This window comes from Candidatus Andeanibacterium sp., assembly GCF_057143545.1.
The window spans coordinates 1-22,025 of the sequence record NZ_DBNHSF010000099.1 but is presented as its reverse complement, the minus strand read 5'-3'; the positions used below and the strand labels follow the sequence as shown (position 1 = coordinate 22,025).

22 protein-coding genes are annotated in these 22,025 nt (G+C 65.1%); 15 read left to right on the top strand and 7 right to left on the bottom strand.

Annotated elements, in window-relative coordinates; genetic code table 11:
* The 4 genes from AC16XC_RS06355 to AC16XC_RS06340 all read right to left on the bottom strand — a co-directional run.
* A partial coding sequence (locus AC16XC_RS06355) for a GNAT family protein (protein WP_484033805.1) occupies positions 1-277 on the bottom strand: 277 nt, incomplete at its 3' end.
* Positions 274-891 (bottom strand): tRNA (adenosine(37)-N6)-threonylcarbamoyltransferase complex dimerization subunit type 1 TsaB, encoded by a 618-nt coding sequence (tsaB, locus tag AC16XC_RS06350; RefSeq protein WP_484033804.1) that lies wholly within the window; start codon positions 889-891, stop codon positions 274-276. The genes AC16XC_RS06355 and tsaB, both read right to left, overlap by 4 nt.
* Positions 892-908: 17 nt before the next feature.
* Positions 909-1,526: a malonic semialdehyde reductase gene (locus AC16XC_RS06345; protein ID WP_484033803.1), complete on the bottom strand. Its 618-nt coding sequence runs from the start codon at positions 1,524-1,526 to the stop codon at positions 909-911.
* 28 nt (positions 1,527-1,554) lie between these two features.
* On the bottom strand, positions 1,555-2,127 hold the full coding sequence (locus tag AC16XC_RS06340; protein ID WP_484033802.1) for a NifU family protein: 573 nt from the start codon (positions 2,125-2,127) through the stop codon (positions 1,555-1,557).
* Positions 2,128-2,225: 98 nt separating this feature from the next.
* Between AC16XC_RS06340 and AC16XC_RS06335 the strand changes: the two genes are divergently transcribed.
* From AC16XC_RS06335 to AC16XC_RS06310, 6 genes are all read left to right on the top strand, one after another.
* Positions 2,226-5,153, top strand: coding sequence for a M16 family metallopeptidase (locus AC16XC_RS06335; RefSeq protein ID WP_484033801.1), 2,928 nt, complete (start codon positions 2,226-2,228; stop codon positions 5,151-5,153).
* Between the two features lie 109 nt (positions 5,154-5,262).
* Complete coding sequence (locus tag AC16XC_RS06330) at positions 5,263-6,636, top strand: class II 3-deoxy-7-phosphoheptulonate synthase (protein WP_484033800.1); 1,374 nt, start codon at positions 5,263-5,265, stop codon at positions 6,634-6,636.
* A gap of 116 nt (positions 6,637-6,752) precedes the next feature.
* Positions 6,753-7,862 carry a GGDEF domain-containing protein gene (locus AC16XC_RS06325; protein ID WP_484033799.1) on the top strand — a complete coding sequence of 370 codons (1,110 nt, stop codon included), beginning with the start codon at positions 6,753-6,755 and terminating at the stop codon, positions 7,860-7,862.
* Positions 7,863-8,008: 146 nt separating this feature from the next.
* On the top strand, positions 8,009-9,817 hold the full coding sequence (locus tag AC16XC_RS06320) for a sensor domain-containing diguanylate cyclase (protein ID WP_484033798.1): 1,809 nt from the start codon (positions 8,009-8,011) through the stop codon (positions 9,815-9,817).
* A gap of 46 nt (positions 9,818-9,863) precedes the next feature.
* Positions 9,864-10,541, top strand: a complete 678-nt coding sequence (locus AC16XC_RS06315) for a retropepsin-like aspartic protease family protein (RefSeq protein WP_484033797.1) — start codon at positions 9,864-9,866, stop codon at positions 10,539-10,541.
* Between the two features lie 56 nt (positions 10,542-10,597).
* Positions 10,598-11,971 carry an MFS transporter gene (locus tag AC16XC_RS06310; RefSeq protein ID WP_484033796.1) on the top strand — a complete coding sequence of 458 codons (1,374 nt, stop codon included), beginning with the start codon at positions 10,598-10,600 and terminating at the stop codon, positions 11,969-11,971.
* 106 nt (positions 11,972-12,077) lie between these two features.
* Here AC16XC_RS06310 and AC16XC_RS06305 read toward each other — a convergent pair whose 3' ends face one another.
* Positions 12,078-13,535 (bottom strand): sulfatase family protein, encoded by a 1,458-nt coding sequence (locus tag AC16XC_RS06305; protein WP_484033795.1) that lies wholly within the window; start codon positions 13,533-13,535, stop codon positions 12,078-12,080.
* A 104-nt stretch (positions 13,536-13,639) separates the two neighbouring features.
* Between AC16XC_RS06305 and AC16XC_RS06300 the strand changes: the two genes are divergently transcribed.
* Positions 13,640-14,296 carry a TetR/AcrR family transcriptional regulator gene (locus AC16XC_RS06300; protein ID WP_484033794.1) on the top strand — a complete coding sequence of 219 codons (657 nt, stop codon included), beginning with the start codon at positions 13,640-13,642 and terminating at the stop codon, positions 14,294-14,296.
* On the opposite strand, the gene AC16XC_RS06295 is transcribed toward AC16XC_RS06300, so the two are convergent.
* Both AC16XC_RS06295 and AC16XC_RS06290 read right to left on the bottom strand, forming a co-directional pair.
* Complete coding sequence (locus AC16XC_RS06295) at positions 14,297-14,680, bottom strand: VOC family protein (RefSeq protein WP_484033793.1); 384 nt, start codon at positions 14,678-14,680, stop codon at positions 14,297-14,299. It abuts the gene before it with no gap.
* A gap of 9 nt (positions 14,681-14,689) precedes the next feature.
* Positions 14,690-16,003: a sulfatase family protein gene (locus AC16XC_RS06290; RefSeq protein ID WP_484033792.1), complete on the bottom strand. Its 1,314-nt coding sequence runs from the start codon at positions 16,001-16,003 to the stop codon at positions 14,690-14,692.
* Positions 16,004-16,133: 130 nt separating this feature from the next.
* Between AC16XC_RS06290 and AC16XC_RS06285 the strand changes: the two genes are divergently transcribed.
* From AC16XC_RS06285 to AC16XC_RS06250, 8 genes are all read left to right on the top strand, one after another.
* Positions 16,134-17,078: an MBL fold metallo-hydrolase gene (locus tag AC16XC_RS06285; RefSeq protein ID WP_484033791.1), complete on the top strand. Its 945-nt coding sequence runs from the start codon at positions 16,134-16,136 to the stop codon at positions 17,076-17,078.
* A gap of 7 nt (positions 17,079-17,085) precedes the next feature.
* On the top strand, positions 17,086-17,529 hold the full coding sequence (locus tag AC16XC_RS06280; RefSeq protein WP_484033790.1) for a YeeE/YedE family protein: 444 nt from the start codon (positions 17,086-17,088) through the stop codon (positions 17,527-17,529).
* Positions 17,529-17,954: a DUF6691 family protein gene (locus AC16XC_RS06275; protein ID WP_484033806.1), complete on the top strand. Its 426-nt coding sequence runs from the start codon at positions 17,529-17,531 to the stop codon at positions 17,952-17,954. Before AC16XC_RS06280 ends, AC16XC_RS06275 begins: the two co-directional genes overlap by 1 nt.
* Before the next feature lie 24 nt (positions 17,955-17,978).
* The gene (locus AC16XC_RS06270; protein WP_484033789.1) at positions 17,979-19,226 is read left to right on the top strand and encodes an NAD(P)/FAD-dependent oxidoreductase; all 1,248 of its coding nucleotides are present in this window, start codon (positions 17,979-17,981) and stop codon (positions 19,224-19,226) included.
* Positions 19,226-21,001: a SulP family inorganic anion transporter gene (locus tag AC16XC_RS06265; protein ID WP_484033788.1), complete on the top strand. Its 1,776-nt coding sequence runs from the start codon at positions 19,226-19,228 to the stop codon at positions 20,999-21,001. Before AC16XC_RS06270 ends, AC16XC_RS06265 begins: the two co-directional genes overlap by 1 nt.
* 13 nt (positions 21,002-21,014) lie before the next feature.
* Positions 21,015-21,203: a transposase gene (locus AC16XC_RS06260; protein ID WP_484033787.1), complete on the top strand. Its 189-nt coding sequence runs from the start codon at positions 21,015-21,017 to the stop codon at positions 21,201-21,203.
* Positions 21,203-21,550 (top strand): ArsR/SmtB family transcription factor, encoded by a 348-nt coding sequence (locus tag AC16XC_RS06255; protein WP_484033786.1) that lies wholly within the window; start codon positions 21,203-21,205, stop codon positions 21,548-21,550. Before AC16XC_RS06260 ends, AC16XC_RS06255 begins: the two co-directional genes overlap by 1 nt.
* 84 nt (positions 21,551-21,634) lie before the next feature.
* Positions 21,635-22,025 (top strand): c-type cytochrome (locus tag AC16XC_RS06250; RefSeq protein WP_484033785.1); only part of this gene is annotated, 391 nt, incomplete at its 3' end.

The window sequence follows — 22,025 nt, the reverse complement described above, 5'->3', positions numbered from 1 at the left end:
GGGCCGAGGCGATTCCCTTGCGGCGCCATTCGGGCCTGACCGCGATCAGCAGGAGCTCTTCCTCGTCCAGGGCCTGGCGCGAGAGGATGAAGCCGGCCGCATCCTCCGGCCGCGCAGGCATCCGGCCTTTCCGGTCGCTGAGGTAATAGCGGCAATTGCCCAGCGCCAGCGCATCGCCGACCTGGCGGCGGTTCCAGGCCTCGCCGAAATCGGGATCGAAGGCAGCCTCCATCACAGCCATGATCGCATCGATCGGATCGCAGACGAGGCTGCTCATGCCGCCTGGCCCGGCAGGCGCGCGTCCGGTCCCCTGCCATAGATCGGGCTGAGCTCGGCAGTCAGCAGCGCAGGTGGAAGCAGCGGAAACCGGCTGGCATCGGGCCATATCGGCATCGCCTCGCCCGAATTGCGCAATCCGACCAGCGCTTCGGCCTGCGTACCGGCGACCAGGTCGTGGGCGGCGCTTGCGGCCGCCGCAGCGGGAGGAAGCGAAACCAGTTTGCCTTGCGGCGCGCCGGTATCCGCGAAATCCTGCAGGAACCATTCGCCATGACCGCCGGTCATGCACACGCTCACCGGGCCGGGACACCGTTCCCGGGCGATCGCGGCGACCAGCGCCAGCGTGGGATAGCCCAGGCACTCGGCTTTCCACGCCAGGGCCAGTGCGCGCGCGGCGGCAAGGCCGATCCGCACTCCGGTGAAGCTTCCCGGGCCCAAGGACACCGCGATCCGCTCCGCCTTGCCCTTGCCGGGCAGTTCGGAAATCATCGGGACCAGCAATTCGGCATGGCCGCGGCCGAGCATGCGATGTTCGCCCGCCAGCAAGCGCTTGTCCTCGAACAGGGCGACGGAGCACGCCTCGGTGGCGGTTTCGATGACCAGCGTTTTCACCTGAAGAGGCTAGCGCGTCACAGCACGCGATTAAAGGTCTCGAATGCGGGGCGCGGGCTGCGCGGGAAGATCGTCGAGGGATCGCCATAGCCCAGCGTCGAGATGAAATTCGATTTCCATTTTGGCTCGTCGGCCAGGAATTCCCTGTCCACCCTGCCATGGTTGAAGCCCGACATCGGCCCGGTATCGAGCCCCAGCGCGCGCGCTGCAAGGATGAAATAGGCGCCTTGCAGCGTCCCGTTGCGGAAGGCCGACACTTCGCGCCTTTCGGCCGAATCCTCCTTGCCTTCGAACCAGCTCTTGGCGTCGGCATGCGGGAACAGCCATGGCAGCTGCTCGTGGAAATCGACATCGTAGGCGATGATCACGCTCACCGGAGCCTTGCGGATCTTGTCGGGATTGGTCCCGGTCGCATGCTTCGCCAGCCGTTCCTTGGCTTCCTGCGTGATGCACCAGATCAGCCGCGCGGGAAGCTGGTTGGCCGAGGTCGGCCCCATCTTCATCAGGTCCCAGATGGCTTCGAGCTGGTCCCGGGAGACCGGCCTGTCGAGAAAGCCGTTATAGGTCCGCGCGGTGCGGAACAGCTGGTCGAGCGCCCGATCGTCCAACGGACTGCCGTCGAGGGGTTCGGCCACTTTCTGTCTCCAAATTTGCCTTAGGTTCTCAGGCGGCGCGAACTTCCGCCACTTCGGGCACATAGTGTTTCAGCAGGCTCTCGATCCCGTGCTTGAGCGTGGCGGTCGAGGACGGGCACCCGGAACATGCGCCTTGCAGGGTGAGATAGACCACCCCGTCGCGGAAGCCGCGATACTGGATGTCGCCGCCGTCGCCGGCCACCGCCGGGCGGACGCGCGTTTCGAGCAATTCGCGGATCTGCGCGACGATCTCCGCGTCTTCGGGATTGTCGCCGACATCCTCTTCTGCGGGCACCGCGATCCCGGCCGCACTGCCCGGATTGAACAGGGGGGCCTGGCTGACGAAATGGTCGAGCAGGATCGCGACCACTTGCGGCTTGAGCGCCGACCAGTCGACTCCCGGCGCGGCGGTAACCGACACGAAATCCCGCCCGAAAAAGACGTTGGTGACCTCGCCGGTATCGAACAGCGCCCCGGCCAGCGGCGAGGCTTCGGCCTCTTCGGGAGTCGCGAATTCGCGGGTGCCGTGGTCCATCACCGCCTGGCCCGGCAGGAATTTGAGCGCCGCGGGGTTGGGCGTGGTTTCGGTTTCGATAAACATGGGCAGCAATCTAGGCGCGGCACCGGGGCACGGCAAGCAACCGAATATTGTGCGCCATTCACTATCCCTTCATCCCTCCAATCCCTATTAGGGCCGGAATGAGGAAGATTTTCCCGGTGGGGCGGATATTCGCGGTGCTGTCCGGCGGCTTGCTGCTGCTGGCGCCGATTGCCCATGCGCAGGAGCAGCAGGCTCCGGTCTACGACCTTCTTCCCGCGCCCCGGCATCTCGATCTTGCCGATCCGTGGATCTATCGCGGCACCGACATCCCGCATGACGAACGCTGGCTGTTCGGCGAGCTCGACAACGGGCTGCGCTATGCGGTGGCGCGCAATCTTGCGCCGCCGGGCCAGGCTTCGATCCGCATCCGCATCGATGCCGGACGGCTGCACGAGGAAGAGGACGAACAGGGCTTTGCCCATTTGGTCGAACATCTCAGTTTCCGCGAATCGAAATATCTCAGGAACGCCGAAGCGATCCCCACCTGGCAGCGGCTTGGCGCGCGCTTCGGCGACGACACCAATGCCCAGACCACAGCGACCGAGACGGTCTACAAGATCGACCTGCCCGATGCTTCGCGCACCCGGCTGGAGGAAACCGTCCGCCTGCTTTCGGGAATGATCCGCGAGCCGGCGCTGAGCGAGGAGAACCTTGCCGCGGAAGTGCCGATCGTGCTGGCCGAATTCCGTGACAATGGCGGTTCCGCGCGGCGCGTGGTCGACCAGATGCAGAGCCTGTTCTACCAGGGGCAGCGGCTGGGCGAGCGCACTTCGGATGCGATCCCGCCGATCCTGACCCGGGCGAGCAGCGAGCAGGTCAAGGCATTCCATCGCCGCTGGTACCGGCCGGAAAACACGGTGGTGGTGATCGCCGGCGACGGTCCGCCCGAGACCTATGCCGCGCTGATCGAGCGCTATTTCGCCGATTGGCAAGTGCCCGGCGAGCCAACCCCGCAGCCCGATTTCGGCGTGCCCCGACCGAGCCCGGGCAACGACGTGAAGGTCGCGGTCGAGCCGGACATGCCGCGCTCGGCGACCTGGGTCTATCTCAGGCCGTGGGAAGAGGTGGTCGACAATCTCGAATATAATCGCGGCAAGATGATCGACTTCGTCGCCGAGATGATCGTCAACCGCAGGCTCGAAGCCAAGGCCCGCGAAAGCGACAGCTTCCTGTTCGCCAATGCCCAGCGCGAGGATCTCGCCCGCTCGGTCGATGTGACCTTCGTCACGGTCGGCCCGAAAGGCAAGGATTGGCAAAAGGCGATGCGCGATGTCCGGTCGGTGATCGAGGACGCCATGGCGTCGCCCCCGAGCGAGGAGGAAATCGCCCGCGAGATCGCCGCGATCGACGTGATCTTCGCCGACCAGCTCGAGCAGGCTATCAACCGCCCGAGCCCCGAACTGGCCGACGAGGTGGTCGGCGCGGTCGACATCCGCGAAGCGGTCGCATCGCCCGAAACCTTCCTCACCGTGTTCCGCGACATGCGTCACCGGTTCACGCCCGAGGCGGTGCTGGAACACACGCGCGAGACTTTCAGCAGCGACGTGGTCCGCGGATTCTACGTCACGCCCGCGATCGGCGAGGCCGATGCCGGGCAATTGCGGCTGGCGCTCACCGAGCCGGTCGCAGGCGATCCGAGCGCGAGGATGGCTGGTGCCGGGCCGAGTTTCGAAGACCTGCCGCCGATCGGCATCCCGGTGCAGGCCCTGTCGGAAGAGGATCTGGGCGTCGCCGAGATAAAGAAGATCACCTTCACCAACGGGGTCAAGGCGCTCGTCTGGCGGACCGAGAACGAGCCCGGCCGGATCACCGTGCGGGTCCGCTTCGGCAGCGGCTATCGCGGGTTCTCCGAAGCCGACGCCCCCTATATCAGCCTCGGCGAATATGCCCTGGTCAGTTCGGGCTTCGGCGATGTCGGGGAGGCGGAGCTCGAGCGGCTGGTCAACGGGCGCAAGCTCGGCTTCCAGTTCACGATCGGCGACGGGGTGTTCCAGTTCGAAGGCCAGACCCGTCCCGAGGACCTTGCCGACCAGCTTTACCTGTTTGCCGCCAAGCTTTCCGACCCGGCATGGAAACCCGGCCCGGTCGAGCGCGTCCGTTCGCTGCTCGAACTCGATTACGACAGCCACAATGTCGACCCGATGAGCGTGCTCGAGCGCGATCTCTACTGGCTGGTCAACAATCGCGACGGCAGGTTTGCAACCCCCACGCCCGAGCAGCTGCGCAGCACCACGCCCGCGGGCTTCCGGGCGGTGTGGGAGCCGCTCCTGAAGCAGGGGCCGATCGAAGTGATGGTGTTCGGGGACATCGACCACGGCGCCACGCTGGAGGCGCTCTCGCGCACCTTCGGCGCGCTGGGGCCGCGCGATCCGATCCCGCCGGAAGTGCTGGCGAAGGGCGTTTCCTTTCCCGCGCCACAGCCCACGCCCGAGATCCTGTTCCACCGCGGCGAGGCCGACCAGGCGGCGGCGGTGGTGGCCTGGAAGCTCGGCGGCGGGTCCGACGGGCTGTCCGAAGCGCGCCAGATCGAGGTGCTGGCCGATGTCTTTTCGAACCGCCTGATCGATGCCCTGCGCGAACGCGCCGGAGCGAGCTATTCGCCCTATGTCGCGTCGGACTGGCCGGTCGATATCGACAGCGGCGGAGTGATGCTGGCGCTGGCGCAATTGCCGCCCGAAATGGTCGGTCCCTATTTCGACATGGTCGACGCGATTGCCGCCGACCTTGCCGCCAACGGGCCGAGCGCAGAGGAACTCGAACGGGTGATCGAGCCCAACCGGCAATTCCTCAATCGCGCGGTTTACGGGCATTTGTTCTGGATGAACCGGGTCGAAGGCGCGACCACCGACCCCGCGCGGCTCGCTTCGATCGGCTCGATCATGGCCGATCTGACGAGGGTCACGCCCGACCGCATCCGCCAATTGGCCCGGACCTACCTGGTGCCGGGGCAGGAATTCAAGCTCGGCGTCCTGCCCGAAGGCCAGCAGTTTGCTGCCGGTCTCGGAGACCTGCCCGAGCGGCCATGAGTCGGGCCCGGCCACCCGCAAAACCGTCGATTTGGTTGATAATGCAACCTTTGCAATTGCGCCGCGATGGGCCTAAACGCGCCGCCTTCGAAAATTTGCGAGACGAATAGTGGCACAGAACTGGAATCCCGAGAGCTGGAAGAACTTCGAGGCGAGGCACCTGCCCGTCTACGAAGACCAGGCGCTGCTCGAATCCGCCGTGGCGACCCTTTCCGGATACCCGCCGCTGGTGTTCGCGGGCGAAGCGCGCGCGTTGAAGGCCGAGCTGGCCGAAGTCAGCGAAGGCCGCGGATTCCTGCTCCAGGGCGGCGATTGCGCGGAAAGTTTTGCCGAATTCCACCCCAACAACATCCGCGATACCTTCCGCGTGATCCTGCAGATGGCGGCGGTGATGATCTTCGCCAGCAAGCAGCCGGTGGTGAAACTCGGACGGATGGCCGGGCAATTCGCCAAGCCGCGCAGCGCGCCGACCGAGACCCAGGGCGACGTGACCCTGCCGAGCTATCTCGGCGACATCATCAACGGAATCGATTTCGACGAGGCCAAGCGGGTCAACGATCCCGAGCGGATGATCCGCGCCTACAGCCAGTCGGCGGCGACGCTCAACCTGCTGCGCGCCTTTGCCGGCGGCGGTTACGCCAATCTGCGCCAGGTCCATCGCTGGACGCTCGATTTCATGGGCCGCAGCCCGTGGGCCGAGAAGTTCAAGGACATCGCCGACCGGATCGGCGAAGCGCTCGACTTCATGCAGGCCTGCGGGATCGATCCCGAGCACGCTCCCCAGCTCAAGAGCGCGAGCTTCTACACCAGCCACGAAGCCTTGCTGCTGCCCTACGAACAGGCGCTGACCCGGCAGGATTCGCTGACCGGCGACTGGTACGACACCAGCGCCCATTTCCTGTGGATCGGCGACCGCACCCGCTTCGAAGGATCGGCCCATGTCGAATTCCTGCGCGGGGTCGGCAACCCGATCGGCATGAAATGCGGCCCGAGCCTCGAGCCGGACGCGCTGCTGAGGATGCTCGATACGCTCAATCCCGCGCGCGAGGCCGGGCGGATGACGCTGATCAGCCGCTTCGGGCACGACAAGGTCGAGGCCGGGCTGCCGCCGCTGGTCCGCGCGGTGAAGCGCGAAGGCCACCCGGTCGTGTGGAGCTGCGATCCGATGCACGGCAATGTGATCAAGGCCGAGAGCGGGCTCAAGACGCGGCCGTTCGAGCGGATCATGGCCGAAGTCGAAGGCTTCTTCGCGGTCCACCGCGCGGAAGGCACCCATGCCGGCGGCATCCATATCGAGATGACCGGGCAGGATGTGACCGAATGCACCGGCGGGGCGGTGGCGATCACCGACGAGGCGCTGACCAGCCGCTATCGCACCCATTGCGATCCGCGGCTCAACGCGGCGCAGTCGCTCGAACTGGCGTTCAAACTGGCCGAGATGCTCAATCTCGAAGCCCAGCAGCGGCAGGCCGACGCCGCCTGACCCGCGCATTCGTGCGACCCGGCGAAGGGAAGCCTAGGTAGCAATACCTGGGCCTGGCCTATGCGCGCCTTTACCGGCAACCCCCTAGGCAGCGCGCAATGCCTCGGGAGGGCCGTGTGGGTAAGATCAGGGAGCATGCTGGCCTCTTGGCGATTGCCGCGGTGTGGCTGGCAGCGTCGGCGGGAATGGCCGCCCTGCGCGAACATTTTTCCGTCATGGCCCTGCTGTGGCTTGCGGCCGCGGTGCCGCTCGCGCTCTACCTGGTCGCCCGCGAACGCCTCGCGCGTAAACTTGGCGCGAGCAATGCGAAGATGCGTGAAAGCCTCCTCATGCTGGAAATGGCGGAGGAAGTCGCGCGGATCGGCCGCTGGAAATTCGACCCGCGCAACGGGAAGCAGGACTGGTCGCGGCAAATGTATCGCATCAATGGCCTCGATCCGGGGCAGGGCAGCGATCCCGGCGACATCCGTTTCCTCCTGCCCGACCGGGGGCGGGCACTGTTCGGCGAACTGTCCAACCATGCCGCTGACAGGGCGCCCTTCAGTTTCGAATACCCGATAGTGACGCCGTCCGGCGAGCGACGGGTGCTGAAGATGCACGCCCAGAACGAGTTCGACGAGAAGGGAGATCGCGTTGCCATGTTTGGCGTGGTGATGGACATTACCGAGCATCGCTTGCGGCAGGAGCAACTTGACAAGGAACGCGATCGCGCCATGCGGCTGGCGGCCGAGGCGCGCTACCTGGCCCAGACCGACCCGCTGACCGGCCTGGCCAATCGCCGCAGGACCATCGAGCAGCTCGAAAAATGCATCCTGCGCTGTGCCCTCGGAGACCAGTCGCTGGCCCTGATCACCTTCGATGTCGATCACTTCAAACAGGTTAACGACCGCCATGGACACCAGGTCGGCGACGAGGTCCTGGTAAAGGTCGCCGAACTTGCCCTGGAGCAGGCGCGCGCCAGCGACTTGGTCGGCCGCACCGGCGGCGAGGAATTCGTCTGGCTGCTCCCCGAAGCCGGGGCGATCGAGGCCTCCCTCGCCGCCGAGCGGTTGCGACGGGCAGTCGAGCGCGAAAGCGGAGGCCCCGGTTTGCCGCCGGTCACGCTGAGTATCGGCTATGCGCTGTGGCAGCCCGGCGACAATTCCGCCTCCCTGCTCGGACGGGCCGATGCCGCACTCTATGCGGCCAAGCAGGGCGGGCGCAATCTTGTCCGGGAGGCCGCCTGACTTGCAACGTCCAAATGCCGGATTGGGTGGCCGGTTTGGTGAGCAGGTAAGGTAAACTTTACTTAGGACTCGGTGGCATTTCTTAACGGGTTTTCCCGTAGTTGCAGGCCTTTGGAGGTACAGGCCGAGTGCAACGGGATTTCACCGTGGGACAGCTCGCACTCGCCGCGCTTGCGTGGTGGGCCTGTGCCGCCGCGTGCATGTGGCTGGCGGTCTATGGCGGAGTGGTGTCGCTGATCTGGTGGCCCAACGGGATCGCGGTCGCGGTCCTCTATGTCCTACCCTATCGCAAATGGCCGATCTTCATCGCCATGGGGCTGATGGTGGGGACGATCGACAACTGGATCTTCACCATGCCGCCGTTCCGGGCGCTCATAATTGCCGTGGCCAATTTTGCCGAGGTGGCTGTGGCGGCCTGGCTCCTGCGTCACATCATGCAGGGCAAGCTGGGCCGGATTGTCAACCTCAAGACGATGTTCATGCTGGTTGGCGCCGCGCTCGCCGGGGGCCTGACCAGCACCCTGATCATGACCTCGCTCGATTGGCAGACCGCGACACTCACGAGCACTGCATGGTGGTGTTTCTCGGTCAGCCTGGGGACGCTGGTCGCCACGCCGCTGTGCCTGCTTGCGATCGATCGCTTCACGGTCGGCGACAGCCTGCTGGCCGGCCGCGATGGCCAGCCTTCCCAGGCGCGCGAGCTGGCCCTCACCACCCTCCTGGTTTTCGCAATCGCGGCTGCGGTATTCCGCTACTCCGAATATTCCCTCCTGTTCCTGCCGATGGCGGCAACGATCTTCGCCGCCACCCGCTATGGCTTTATCGGCGCGACCGTCAGCGTGCTGGCGATCAGCGTCGCCGGTGGCCTGCAAAGCCTCGGCCGGCAATCGCCCGCGGCGTTCCTCGACATGGGGAACCAGCAGGCGGCCGTCGTGCTGCAGCTGTACATGATGGTCCTGCTTGCGACCTCGGTCCCGCTGGCGGCCTTGCTGATGTCGCATGACAGGCTCGCCGGCCGGCTGCGTCACCGCAACGCGCGGATGCGGGAAAACCTCACCTGGCTGGGTATGACCGAGGAAATCTCACGCATCGGACGTTTCCGTTACGACCACCTGACCGGGACGCTCAGCTGGTCGCGGCCGATGTTCCGCATTTACGGACTCGAACCGGCAGCCGGCAACGACCCCGGAAATGTCGACTATCTCTACCCCGATGGTGGCAAGGAATTGCGCGACCAGATCGACCACCATGCCGAGAACCGGGCGCGGTTTACCTTCGAATACCAGATCCGCACGCCCAAGGGAGAAGACCGCATTCTCAGGATGCATGCGATGAACGAATTCAACGAGCAGGGCCAGAGGACCGCCAATTTCGGTGTCGTGATGGATGTGACCGATCACTACCAGCGCCAGGAATTGCTCGACAAGGAGCGCACCCGCGCGATGCGGCTTGCGGCAGAGGCGCAGTATCTGGCCCAGACCGATCCGCTGACCGGGCTTGCCAACCGCCGCCGGACGATGATCCAGCTCGAAAAATGCATCGAGCAATGCGAAGCCGGCGATTCCCCGTTGGCGCTGATCGCCTTCGACATCGATCATTTCAAGCTGGTCAACGATACCTATGGGCACCAGGTCGGCGATGAAGTCCTGGTGCGGATTGCCGAAATCGCGCGCGGCCAGGTCAGGGCGAGCGACCTGATCGGGCGCACCGGGGGCGAGGAATTCGTCTGGCTGTTGCCCGATGCGAGCGAGGCCGAAGCCACGGCCGCGGCCATGCGGCTGTGCGAGGCAATCGCAACGGGGAGCGGCGTCGACGGATTGCCGACGGTGACGGCCAGCATCGGCTATTCGGTCTGGCAGCCGGGCGATACCGCAAGCAGCCTGCTCGGCAGGGCCGACGCCGCGCTCTATGCGGCCAAGGATGCCGGGCGCAACCGGGTGCAAAAGGCCGCCTGACCATTCAGCCATGGCGAGCCGGCGGCTTCCGCCCTATATTGCCGCCATGGACCTCCACGCTTTCTGGGATCACCTTGTCGGCATAGTCGCGAGCGTACCGCGTTCGGGCCTGCTGATCGCAACGGTGCTGGCCGTCGTCATCGGCGTCATGGGCGGTTTCGTCAAGCGGGGCTCGCCCGGCCTGGCGCGCCTGATGCGCAGCGGTTCGACCCTCGCCCTGGCCGGAATCCTGGTGCTGGTAGTATTGCAGGTTTCGCGCTTCGATCCCCGGTTCGAAATGGCGATTCCCGAAATCGGCCTGCCGGAACAGCAGGTCGCAGGTGGCGAAACCCGGATTCCGCTGGCGCCGGACGGCCATTTCTGGGTGCGTGCAAACGTGAACGGCGTGCCCGCCTCGTTCATGGTCGACACCGGCGCGACGCTGACCACGCTCAACGAGGATACCGCGGCCGCGGCCGGGCTGGAGCCACGCCAGGGCGGAATTCCGGTGATCATGCAGACCGCGAACGGGCCGATTTCCGCCCGTATCGCGACCATCGACAGCCTTGCCTTCGGAAATGTCGAGGCCAGCGGGATCGATGCCGCGATTGCCCCCAATATCGGGCGGACCAATGTCCTGGGAATGAATCTCCTCTCGCGGCTCGCGTCATGGCGGGTCGAGGGCCAGGTGATGATCATGCAGCCGGCGCCGGGCGACTGGTCGCAGGCGCAGGACACCAATTGACCTAGGCCTCCGATCCGGCCAGTCTCCCCGGAAAATCCACCGGGAGAGAAATCGACATGGCGAGCAGCCCAGCCGCAACGGGCGAACGGTTCGACGTTGCGGCGTTTATCGATGCGCGGGATATCGGCCCGCGCGAGATCGCAACCCTGGTGATAGTCTCGATCGTCCTGTTTCTCGACGGCTTCGACATGTATTTTCTCGGCAAGATCCTGCCGGCAATTGCCGAAGGGCTTGGCGGACAGTCGGTCGACATGAACCCGGTCGTGACCTACCAGCAGGTGGGGATGTTCATCGGCGCGCTGATCATGCCGCCGCTGGCCGACCTGATCGGGCGCAAACCGGTGCTCGCGCTCTGCCTGACCGGCTTCGGCAGCCTTTCGCTGTGGGCGGCCTTTTCCACCAGCTTCGAGATGCTCGCCTGGCTGCGCGGAATTTCGGGCGTATTCTTTTCGGCGATGCTGCCGGTGGGCCTCGCCTTCCTGGCCGAAGCGACGCCCAAGCGCCGGCGCGCGCTGTTCATGGCCATCGCACTGGTGTGCTTTTCGGGCGGGAACCTGGGGAGCGGGGTGATGGTGGCCGCGTTCCTCGACGACATCGGCTGGCAGGGCTTCTTCATCGTCGGCGGGGTGGTGCCGCTGGCGGCGCTGCTGCTGCTGCTGCTGGTGCCCGAAAGCCTCTCGTTCCGCGTCAACCGCAATGCTGCCGATCCGCGCATACGGCAGGCCGTGCTGCGGCTCGACCCGGCCATGCGCTTCGGCGAAGGCACGACCTTCTATCTTGGCGACCAGGAAGAGGTGGAGCGGCTGGGCCCGCTGGCGATGTTCGGGCGGCGTTACCGCGTGCAGACGATCCTCCTCTTCTCGATCTGCTTTTTCAGCCTCGGCAATATCGCGCTGCTGGCCAACTATCTTGCCACCTATATGTACGAATTCGCCGGGCTGGGCCTTGAGCTGTTCGCCTTCTACATGATCATCGGCTATTTCGGCGGCGCCACGGGCACGCTGGTGATGGGCTGGCTGATGGACCGGATGAATCCCTACTGGCTGATTGCGGGCTATTTCGTACTCGACGCGGTGGCGATCTTTTCGCTCGGCTACATCCCCCCGCAGGCCGCCATCGCCTTCGTCACGGCGCTGGTGGTGTGGAATTTCTGCCAGGTCGGCGGGCAGACCGGAATCAACAACCTCGCCACGCTCAGCTATCCGCCCGAGATGCGCTCGAGCGGGATCGGCTGGGCCGGGGCGATGGGCCGCTTCGGTGGCATCTGGTTCCCCTATCTCGGCGGGCTGGCGCTCGCCGCTGCGCTTCCGCTGGAACTGATCCTCGGGCTGACCGCGATCCCCGCGCTGGTGATCGCGGTCCTGCTGGTGGTGCTCGGCGTGGTCAATGGCGGGCTGATCGACGCGAGGCAGCGCAAGGCGATCGCCTGACCCCAGGATGAAATTGGGGCGGGCCAGTCGCTGGCGGGTGGATGCCTGATGCCAGCGACCCCCTCAGGGCCCGCCCCAGGGCCCCCTCCCGGGGACCGATCGCAAACTAGGGATTGGGATCGTACCGCTCGGCCATGTTGGCCGGCGAATTTCCGAAGCTTGACACGTTGTTGGCGTGAACCATCGGCGCATCCCAATCGATATAGGCCTGTTTCAGCTCCTCGAACTTGTCGGGCAGCCGGTCCTTCAGATTGCCGCGCTCCTGCGGATCCTCGACAATGTTGAAGAGGAACTCGTTGCCGTTGATCGAGAGATATTTGTAGTCGCCGCTGCGGACTGCCTTCTGGTCCTTGCTGTGGAACCGCCAATAGAGATTGCGTTCCGGCAGCGTACCCCCTTCGAGCGCGGGCCGGATGTCGACCCCGTCGGTCGGGTAGTCGGGATGGGGGGCGCCGCCCGCCGCGGCCAGGAATGTCGGGAGCATGTCCATCGACATGATCTGCGCGTCGCTTTTGCTGCCGGGCGCGGCCAGGCCCGGCCATTTGACCAGCCAGGGCACGCGGATCCCGCCTTCGAGCAGTTCGGTTTTCTGGCCATGGAACGGCCAGTTGAAGCTGAAGCGCTCGCCGCCATTGTCGCTGGTGAAGACCACCACCGTGTTCTTGTCCATGCCCAGCTCGACCAGCTTTTCGAGCACGCGCCCGATATTCGCATCGAGCTGTTTGACCATGTTGCCATAGGTCTCCATCGTGCCGCCGTCGTAATGGAGGATGGTCAGTTCGCCGGTATCGCTCGAAAGCCCGGCGATCCGGTCGGATTCCGCCTTGCCGGCTTCGTCGTTGCCTTGCCACGGCCAGTGCGGCGCGGTGAAATGGAGGCTGAGCAGCCACGGCTTGTCTTCTTGCGCCCGTGCTTCGAGATATTCGACACTGCGGTCGCCCAGCAGGTCTGTGTAATAGCCGATATCCTCGACGGCCGGATCGTCGCCGTCCCAGACATCGTGCGAACCGGCGATCGCGTGGGTATAATAATCGACCCCGCCGCCGCGATTGCCCCAGAATTCGTCGTACCCGCTCTTGAGTGGCCCATATGTGGGCAGCAGGCCCAAATGCCATTTGCCGACCAGCGCGGTGTGATAGCCGAGCTGCTTGAGCAGCGATGGCAGCGTGGGATGCGCCGGGTCGAGGCCCAGTTCGGCCCCGCCGAGCGGCTCTTCCAGGCCGGCGCGAAGGCGATACTGGTAACGCCCGGTTATCAGCCCGAAGCGCGTCGCGCTGCAGACCGCGCTGTTGGCATAGCCATGCATGAACTGCACGCCTTCGCTGGCGAGCTTGTCCAGCGCCGGCGTCTCGTATTCGATGCGCCCGTAGCAGGAAAGATCGGCATAGCCGAGGTCGTCGGCCATGATGAACAGGAAGTTGGGCTTGCCTTCGATCGGATCGCCGATCGCGGGGCTACCGGATTCGCGGCTGCAGCCCGGCAGGGACGCAAGCGCGGCCGTGCCTGCCAGGCCCGCGACCGCGGTCCTGCGCGAAATAGAAAATTTGCCCGAATTCGAAACCATTACTATAATCCTTCCATTCGAGCACGGTTCTCGCCGCCGCTCTTTGCCGGATCCCGGCTTAATCCCCTTGCACTGACCGCGCAAACAGGCCATCCATTGATAATATGAATACGGATTCTCATTTTTCCGTCAAGGCCAAGGGTGGCGAAGCGGCGAAAGATTCGCTTGCCCCGCGGCAGGAGCGCAGCCGCCAGACCGCCGGCAAGTTCGTCTCCGCGGCGATGGATCTGCTGCACGACAAGACCTTTGCCGAATTGTCGGTGGCCGAACTGGCAAAACATGCCAAGCGGTCGGTCGGGGTGTTTTACCAGCGATTCGGCAGCAAGGACGATTTCCTCGAAGTGCTGCTCGATGCGTTTTTCGAGGAATCGCTCGCCTGGCGCAGCGAATTCGACGTCGGCACAACTGCCGAGGAGGTCTATGTCGGCTTCCTGAAGCGCGGCTACGAAAGCCTGCGCGACAACCGCAATCTCTGGCATGCGGCGCTCGAACGGGCCGCCGCGGAACCCGATTTCTGGGACAAATACCACCCCTACCGCGAATCGGCCGGCAAGATCACCCGGGCGGCGATCGAGAAGAAGCTGGGGCGGGCATTGACCGATGCCGAGCGGCGCAAGGTCGCGCTCGCCGGCCAGGTATTCAATTCGGTGATCAACAACCAGATCATCAACGGGCCGGGGCCGCTTATGTTCGAAGACGACGATTTCTTCCCCGAACTGAAAAAGATCGTCCTCCAGATCGCGGAAATGCCGAAGAGCTGATCAGCCAGCCGGAGGCTGGACCAGTTCGATCTCGTGGCCGTCGGGATCGAGCAGCATCGCGATCTTCGTCCCGCCCATTTCGAAGATCGGCAGAAGCTCGACCGCGCCAGCACCCATCGCCTTCGCGAATTGCGCCTCGATGTCGTCGGTCATGAAGCCGACCGGGCCATGCCCCGGCCCGACGCCGACTTCGCGCGCATCCTTGTATTCGACCAGCAGCAGGTTCGGTCCGGATTCCTGTCCGGGCAGCGCCATGATGTGTTCGAGGAACTCGTCCTCGTCGAAGGTCATGGTGACCGTGAAGCCGAACGCGCGCCGGTAGAAATCGAGCGCGCGCGCCATGTCGGGCGTATTGAGCTTGAAGAAGGCGAGGCTGGTTTTCATGCGTTGTTCCTAGCTGTCGATCCCGAAATATTCGGCCAGGTCCCGGCCGGTGAAACCATGGGTGTCGGCCTTCGGATCGAGCGGCAGCATGGTCGCGTCCCACGCTTGCCAGTCGGCGCGCAATTGCTCGAACATGTCAAGCTGGCGCTCCTTCAGATTGCCGCGTTCCATCGGGTCGGCGACCACGTCGAACAGGAATTCGTTGCCGGCGATCTTCAGGTATTTCCAGCGGTCCGAACGGACGGCGCGCTGGCCGAAATTCAGGAAGCGCCAGAACAGCGCGCGGTTGGGGAGGACGCCGCCTGCGATGGCCGGTCGGATGTCGATGCCGTCGCTGGGGTAACCTTGATCGGGCGCGCTTCCCGCCGCGGCAAGGAAGGTCGGCAACCAGTCCATCGTCATCACCAGCTGTTCGCTGGTGCTCCCGGGCGCGGCGAGCCCGGGCCAGCGGACGATCGCGGGGATCCTGATCCCGCCCTCGAGCAGTTCGGTCTTGCGGCCGGTCAGGGGAAAATTGTCGGAGAATCGTTCGCCGCCATTGTCGCTGGTAAACACGACAATCGTCTTCTCGGCGAGACCCTGCCGTTCGAGAGCTTCGAGAACCCGCCCGACATTGCCGTCGAGGCTTTGCATCATCGCGGCATAGGTCGCCATGTCGCCGCCGTCCCAGTGGAAAATCGCCTTGGGATTGCCGGTCGCCGCCAGCCGTTCGGACTCCGCCTGGCCGTCCGGTCCTTCCCACGGCCAATGCGGCGCAGTGAAGCTGAGGAACATGAAGAAGGGCCGCTCGCCCCTGGCCTCGTCCTCGATCGTCGCGACGGCGCGCTCCGCCAGCAGGTCGGTAAGATAGCCGGTCTCCTCGATCCCGACTTCTCCGTCCCACAGGTCGCGCCGGCCATTGTAGGAATGGGTGAAATAATCGACCCCGCCGCCGCGAATGCCCCAGAAGCGGTCGAACCCGCTCTTGAGCGGGCAATATTTCGGCAGCTCTCCCAAATGCCACTTTCCGATGAGATGGGTCGAATAGCCGGTCTCGCGGAGCAGCGAGGGCAGGGTAGGGTGGTCGGGCGGCAGGCCGAGATCGCGACCCTGCAGCGGCTCTTCGAGCCCGATCGGCAGGCGGTACTGGTACCGCCCGGTCATCAGCGCCACACGGGTCGCGGTGCAGACCGCGCTGTTGGCATAGGCGTGGGTGAAGCGGATACCCTGGCCGGCAAGGCGGTCGAGCACCGGGGTCTCGTAATCGCGGCGGCCGTAGCAGCCGAGATCGGCATAGCCGAGGTCGTCGGCCATGATGAACAGGATGTTGGGCCGCTGGGCCAAGCCGGGTTCCCTTCCGCTTCCGCGTTATCCGGCGCGGGATGCGTTTGGCAAGCCGGAGCGGTTCGCGGACAATCCGCACTTGACATATTAGAACATTAGCAATAGCTAATGCAAAAGCAGGAGAGACTCGATGTCCGACCAGAACCAACCGACCGACGAACATCTGGAAGCTGCCCGCGCGATCGTTGACGAAGCGCTTGGAAATGCTGCGAAACGTCCGGTCGTGAAGGGGTTTTTCGACCCTCACACCTTTACCATCGCCTATGTCGTGCACGATCCGGCAACCCTGGAGGCCGCGATCATCGATTCGGTGCTCGATTACGATCCCGATGCCGGCCGCACCTCGACCGGCTCGGCCGATGCGATTGTCGCCTATGTCGAAGAGCTCGGCCTCAAAATTGCCTGGGTGATCGAAACCCATGCCCATGCGGACCATCTCTCGGCCGCGCCCTATCTGCAGGAGAAACTCGGCGGGAAGCTCGCGATCGGCGAGCAGATCACTGTCGTCCAGCAGGTGTTCGGCAAGCTCTTCAATGCCGGCACAAGCTTCGCGCGCGACGGGTCGCAGTTCGACCATCTGTTCAGGGATGGCGAGACCTTTGCCCTGGGAACGCTGCAGGGAATCGTCCTCCACGTTCCCGGGCATACGCCTGCCGACATGGCCTATGTGATCGGCGATGCGGTCTTCGCCGGGGACACGCTGTTCATGCCCGATTACGGCACCGCGCGGGCCGATTTCCCGGGCGGCGATGCGGCGACCCTTTATCGCTCGATCCGGCGGCTGCTTTCGCTCCCGCGCGAGGCGCGGCTGTTCATGTGCCACGATTACCTCCCCGAAGGGCGGGATCATTATGTCTGGGAGACGACCGTCGGCGCGCAGCGCGACGGGAATATCCACGCGAACGACCGCGTCAGCGAGGTCGAATTCGTCGCCATGCGCGAAGCGCGCGATGCCAAGCTGCAGGTCCCGCGGCTGATCCTGCCGTCGGTCCAAGTCAATATGCGGGGCGGGCGCCTGCCCGAACCGGAGGACAACGGCACCTCCTATATCAAGATTCCGGTCGACCGGATCTAGGTGCGCCATGCTTGAAGCCTTTCCCCATTCCATGCCGGTCGAAGGCGCGATCGGCGGTGCAATGATCGGCCTCGCCGCGGCACTCATGCTGCTCGGCGCGGGTCGCATCGCAGGCGTCAGCGGGCTGGCCGCGCGCGCGGTTTCCCTCACCAAGGGCGACGTGCCGGTCCCGCTGGCGCTTGCCTTCATCATCGGGCTCCCCCTGGGGGCGCTGCTGTTCCAGTCGGGTTTCGGACCGATCGAAGCCCGGTTTTCCCCTTCCCCCTACCTGCTCATCGCAGGCGGGCTGCTGGTGGGATTCGGGACCCGGCTGGGCAGCGGCTGTACCAGCGGCCACGGCGTTTGCGGCATGGCGCGCTTTTCGCGCCGCTCGCTGGTCGCGACCGTGACCTTCATCGCAGCCGGCGTGGCGACAGTAGCGCTTGCCAATGCGCTGGGCTGGGGGTGGTGATGCGCCAGCCCCTGATCGCCCTCGTTTCCGGCGTCCTGTTCGGCGCGGGTCTTGCCCTTTCCGGGATGATGGACCCGGCGCGGGTGCGCGGCTTCCTCGACCTGTTCGGGCAATGGGACCCGACGCTGGCCTTCGTCATGGGCGGGGCGCTGGCGGTGATGTTCGTCGCCTGGCTGGTCCAGAAGCGGATGGAAAAGCCCCTTGCGCATGACCGGTTCAACCTGCCCGGGACGATGACAATCGACGCGCGGCTGGTCGGCGGCTCGGCGCTGTTCGGGATCGGCTGGGGCCTCGCGGGCCTGTGTCCCGGACCGGCGATTGCATCGCTCGCTGTGAGGCCCGAACCGGCGGCAATCTTCGCCCTGGCAATGTTCGCCGGGATGGGCCTGTTTCACCTCGCGGACCGGATTTCGATGAAGGCGTAGGTCGCGTTTCGGGAGTATTCCATCATGAGCGATCACACGCATAAAGTCGTCATCATCGGTGGCGGTGCCGCCGGCATCTCCACCGCCTCGTCCATGCTCAAACGCAGGCCCGGGCTCGATATCGCGATCGTCGAACCAAGCGAAGAGCATTACTACCAGCCGGGCTGGACCATGGTTGGCGCCGGTGTGTTCAACGCACCTGTTACTCGCCGCCCGATGGCGAGCGTCATGCCCGACCGCGTCACCTGGATACGCGCGCGTGCAAAGAGTTTCCAGCCGGAGAACAACCAGGTCACGCTCGAGGATGGAACGGTCATCGCATACGAACTGCTGGTGGTCGCGCCCGGAATCAAGCTCGACTGGGGCCGGATTGCCGGGGTTGAGCAGACCCTCGGCAAGAACGGCGTGACCTCGAATTATCGCTACGACCTGGCGCCCTACACCTGGGAACTGGTCAGGAATCTCAAATCGGGCAGGGCGATTTTCTCGCAGCCCCCGATGCCGATCAAATGCGCCGGTGCGCCGCAAAAGGCGATGTATCTTTCTTGCGATGCCTGGCGCGATGCGGGCGTGTTGGGCGACATCGAGGTCGAATTCCGCAATGCCGGGGGCGTCCTGTTCGGAGTGGAAGCTTTTGTCCCGGCGCTGATGGAATATGTCGAGCGCTACGGCATCCAGCTCAAGCTCGGCTCGAACCTGGTCGCGGTCGACGGGCCGGGCCGGAAGGCGACTTTCGAAACCGCCGAAGGCGAGGTGACACGGGAGTTCGACATGCTCCACGTCGTTCCGCCCCAGGTCGCCCCCGATTTCATCCGCGAGAGCCCGCTGGCGAACGAGGCGGGCTGGATCGAAGTCGACGACTTCACCATGCGCCACAAGCGCTTTCCCAATATTTTCGGTCTCGGCGATGCCGGGTCCATGCCCAATGCCAAGACCGCGGCCGCCGCCCGCAAGCAGGCGCCGATCGTGGCCGTGAACGCACTCGCGGTGCTCGACGGGCATGAGCCGACTGCCGCTTACGATGGCTATGGCTCCTGTCCGCTGACCGTCGAAAAGGGCAAGATCGTGCTGGCCGAATTCGGCTATGGCGGCAAGCTCCTCCCGAGCTTTCCCACCTGGCTTATCGATGGCACGCGTCCGCGGCGGCTGGCCTGGCTGCTCAAATCCGAGGTGCTGCCCTGGGTTTACTGGAACGGGATGCTCAAGGGGCATGAATGGCTCGCCCGGCCAACCAATCCCTTGCCTGCAGGTAGCGGGAAGCAAGCCTCGTAATGCAAACCAGGCCCTCACTTGCGGCGCGCTATTTCCCCATTCTCGAATGGGGCAAGGCCTACGATCGCGGGGTGCTGGCGAACGATTTGATGGCGGCGGTGATCGTCACCATCATGCTGATCCCGCAAAGCCTTGCCTATGCCCTGCTGGCGGGCCTGCCGCCGGTGGTCGGCCTCTATGCCTCGATCCTGCCGCTGGTCGCCTATGCGATCTTCGGCACCAGCCGCACGCTGGCGGTCGGCCCGGTCGCGGTCGTGTCCTTGATGACGGCTTCGGCCGCCGGGGCGGTCGCGGCGCAGGGCAGCGCCGAATACATGACCGCGGCGATCACGCTGGCGGCGCTTTCGGGCGTCATGCTGGCGGTGCTGGGGCTGCTGCGGATGGGCTTTCTCGCCAACCTGCTCTCGCATCCGGTGATCTCGGGCTTCATCACCGCGAGCGGGATCCTGATCGCGACCAGCCAGATCAAGCATATTCTCGGCATTTCCGCGGGCGGCGACAACTGGCCGGAAATGCTCGGATCGCTGGCCGCAGCGCTGCCGCAGACCAATCTCGCGACCCTGGCGATCGGCATTGCGGCCACATTATTCCTGTTCTGGGTCCGCAAGGGCGCAGTCCCCCTGCTGCAAGCTCTGGGCCTGAAGCCGAAGGCCGCGTCGATGGCGGCAAAGGCCGGTCCGGTCGTGGCGGTGGCGGTAACGATCCTCGCGGTCGTGCTGCTCGGTCTCGAACGGGAAGGGGTGAAGCTGGTCGGAGTCGTGCCGCAAGGCCTTCCGCCATTCGCCCTGCCGTCGTTCGACCCGGACCTGCTCGCCCAGCTGTGGGTTCCCGCATTGCTGATCTCGATCATCGGCTTTGTCGAGAGCGTCTCGGTCGCCCAGACGCTGGCCGCCAAGCGCCGCCAGCGCATTTCGCCCGACCAGGAACTGGTGGGCCTCGGCGCTGCCAATATCGCCGCGGCCGTATCGGGCGGCTATCCGGTCACGGGTGGCTTCGCCCGTTCGGTGGTCAATTTCGACGCCGGGGCGGAGACCCCCGCCGCCGGGGCCTATACCGCGGTCGGGATCGCGCTCGCCTCGCTGTTCCTGACCCCGCTGCTGTTCTTCCTCCCCGTCGCAACGCTCGCCGCCACGATCATCGTCGCGGTGCTGAGCCTGGTCGATCTCAAGACCCCGCTCGAATTGTGGCGCTATTCGAAGCACGATTTCAGCGCCCATGCGGCGACGATCCTGGTCACGCTGCTGGCCGGGGTCGAGCTGGGCGTGATCGTGGGCGTGAGCGTCGGCCTGCTGCTCTATCTCTGGAAGGCCTCGCGCCCGCACGCGGCGGTGGTCGGGCGGGTGCCGGACACCCAGCATTTCCGCAATGTCGAGCGGCACAAGGTGATCACCCTGCCGCATATCCTGTCGCTCCGGATCGACGAGGGCCTGACCTATCTCAACGCCCGCTGGCTCGAGGAATATGTGCTCGAGCGCGTCGCCGAACATCCCGAATTGCGGCATGTGATCCTGATGTGCTCGGCGGTCAACGCGATCGACGCGTCGGGCCTCGAAAGCCTCGAGGCGATCAATCACCGGCTCGGCGATGCCGGCGTCGGGCTGCACCTCTCGGAGGTCAAGGGCCCGGTGATGGACCGGCTGCAGCGCACCCATTTCCTCGAGGAACTCAATGGCAAGGTGTTCCTCTCGCAGGACGAAGCATTCTCGAAGCTGGCGAATGACGACGGCTCAACCGTCGTAACCAACGACCAATGGGTCGCCAGGGGCCTGATCTAGAAAGGACTGAACAATGGCCACAATCCCCGACAAGGACGGCAAGTGCCGCCGGATCGAAACCATGATCGCCAACGGCATGGGCGTGACCGAAAGCTGCCGCATGATCGGGATCTCCGAAAAGACCCTGCATCGCTGGCGCAAGCAGCGCCGCGCCGCCGAGGATGACTTGCACGACCGGCCGCGCGCCGCGAGAGCAGGCTGATGCAACCCGATATGCCGCTCGAGCTGCTGCGCGCCAATTCGGTGGAAATGGCCGAGCGGCTCAAGCTGTTGGCCCATCCCGAGCGGCTGCTGATGCTGTGCCGCATGGCAGAGGGAGAAGTGACGGTCGGCGAACTGGTCGGCCTGACGGGCCTGTCGCAATCGGCGGTCTCGCAGCACCTGGCGCGGTTCCGCGATCTTGGCCTGGTCAAGGTCCGGCGCGAGGGGCAGGCAAGGCATTATCTTCTGGCGGATACCAGAATCCGCCAGATCATCGCCGCGTTGTGGACGATCTGCGAGGAAGACGAGGCCGCCAAGGCCGAGCTTTCCTCCGCCATTGCGGGCTGATTGGCTTAGCTCCTTTCCCGCCCTATAGCCTCCGCGATCGAGACCGGTTGAACCGGCGGGCAGCTGCTTGAGGGAGAGGGCACCATGACAGCCAGGAACAGGGCCAGGCAGGCCATCGCGCTGCTGGGAGCGATTGCCGCGCTGTGCGGCACCTCGCTGGCGATCGCGCAGGAGGAAGACCCGCTGTTCGGCGCCCCGCCGCCCGAACGGGTGGCGGCGCTGGCCTATTCGCGCAATTGCTCGGCCTGCCATGGCGGCGTGCTCGAAGGCGGCTCGACCGCCGGCGCGCTCAAGGGCGAAGGCTTCATCGGCACCTGGGGCGGCACCAGCGCGGCTGACCTGCTGGCATTCGTCAAGGCGAGCATGCCCCCGGCCAATATCGGCCGGCTCGACGAGGAGACTTACCGCGCGACGGTCGAGCATATCCTCAAGGTCAATGGCGCGCGCTTCGAAGATTCGCTGGCGGAGGCCGACG

Excerpts from the sequence above, each read along its gene's own strand:
- AC16XC_RS06340 (WP_484033802.1), bottom strand. The coding sequence starts at position 2,127 with ATGTTTATCGAAACCGAAACCACGCCCAACCCCGCGGCGCTCAAATTC.
- AC16XC_RS06335 (WP_484033801.1), top strand. The coding sequence starts at position 2,226 with ATGAGGAAGATTTTCCCGGTGGGGCGGATATTCGCGGTGCTGTCCGGC.
- AC16XC_RS06315 (WP_484033797.1), top strand. The coding sequence starts at position 9,864 with ATGGACCTCCACGCTTTCTGGGATCACCTTGTCGGCATAGTCGCGAGC.
- AC16XC_RS06310 (WP_484033796.1), top strand. The coding sequence starts at position 10,598 with ATGGCGAGCAGCCCAGCCGCAACGGGCGAACGGTTCGACGTTGCGGCG.
- AC16XC_RS06305 (WP_484033795.1), bottom strand. The coding sequence starts at position 13,535 with ATGGTTTCGAATTCGGGCAAATTTTCTATTTCGCGCAGGACCGCGGTC.
- AC16XC_RS06300 (WP_484033794.1), top strand. The coding sequence starts at position 13,640 with ATGAATACGGATTCTCATTTTTCCGTCAAGGCCAAGGGTGGCGAAGCG.
- AC16XC_RS06295 (WP_484033793.1), bottom strand. The coding sequence starts at position 14,680 with ATGAAAACCAGCCTCGCCTTCTTCAAGCTCAATACGCCCGACATGGCG.
- AC16XC_RS06285 (WP_484033791.1), top strand. The coding sequence starts at position 16,134 with ATGTCCGACCAGAACCAACCGACCGACGAACATCTGGAAGCTGCCCGC.
- AC16XC_RS06280 (WP_484033790.1), top strand. The coding sequence starts at position 17,086 with ATGCTTGAAGCCTTTCCCCATTCCATGCCGGTCGAAGGCGCGATCGGC.
- AC16XC_RS06275 (WP_484033806.1), top strand. The coding sequence starts at position 17,529 with ATGCGCCAGCCCCTGATCGCCCTCGTTTCCGGCGTCCTGTTCGGCGCG.
- AC16XC_RS06270 (WP_484033789.1), top strand. The coding sequence starts at position 17,979 with ATGAGCGATCACACGCATAAAGTCGTCATCATCGGTGGCGGTGCCGCC.
- AC16XC_RS06265 (WP_484033788.1), top strand. The coding sequence starts at position 19,226 with ATGCAAACCAGGCCCTCACTTGCGGCGCGCTATTTCCCCATTCTCGAA.
- AC16XC_RS06260 (WP_484033787.1), top strand. The coding sequence starts at position 21,015 with ATGGCCACAATCCCCGACAAGGACGGCAAGTGCCGCCGGATCGAAACC.
- AC16XC_RS06255 (WP_484033786.1), top strand. The coding sequence starts at position 21,203 with ATGCAACCCGATATGCCGCTCGAGCTGCTGCGCGCCAATTCGGTGGAA.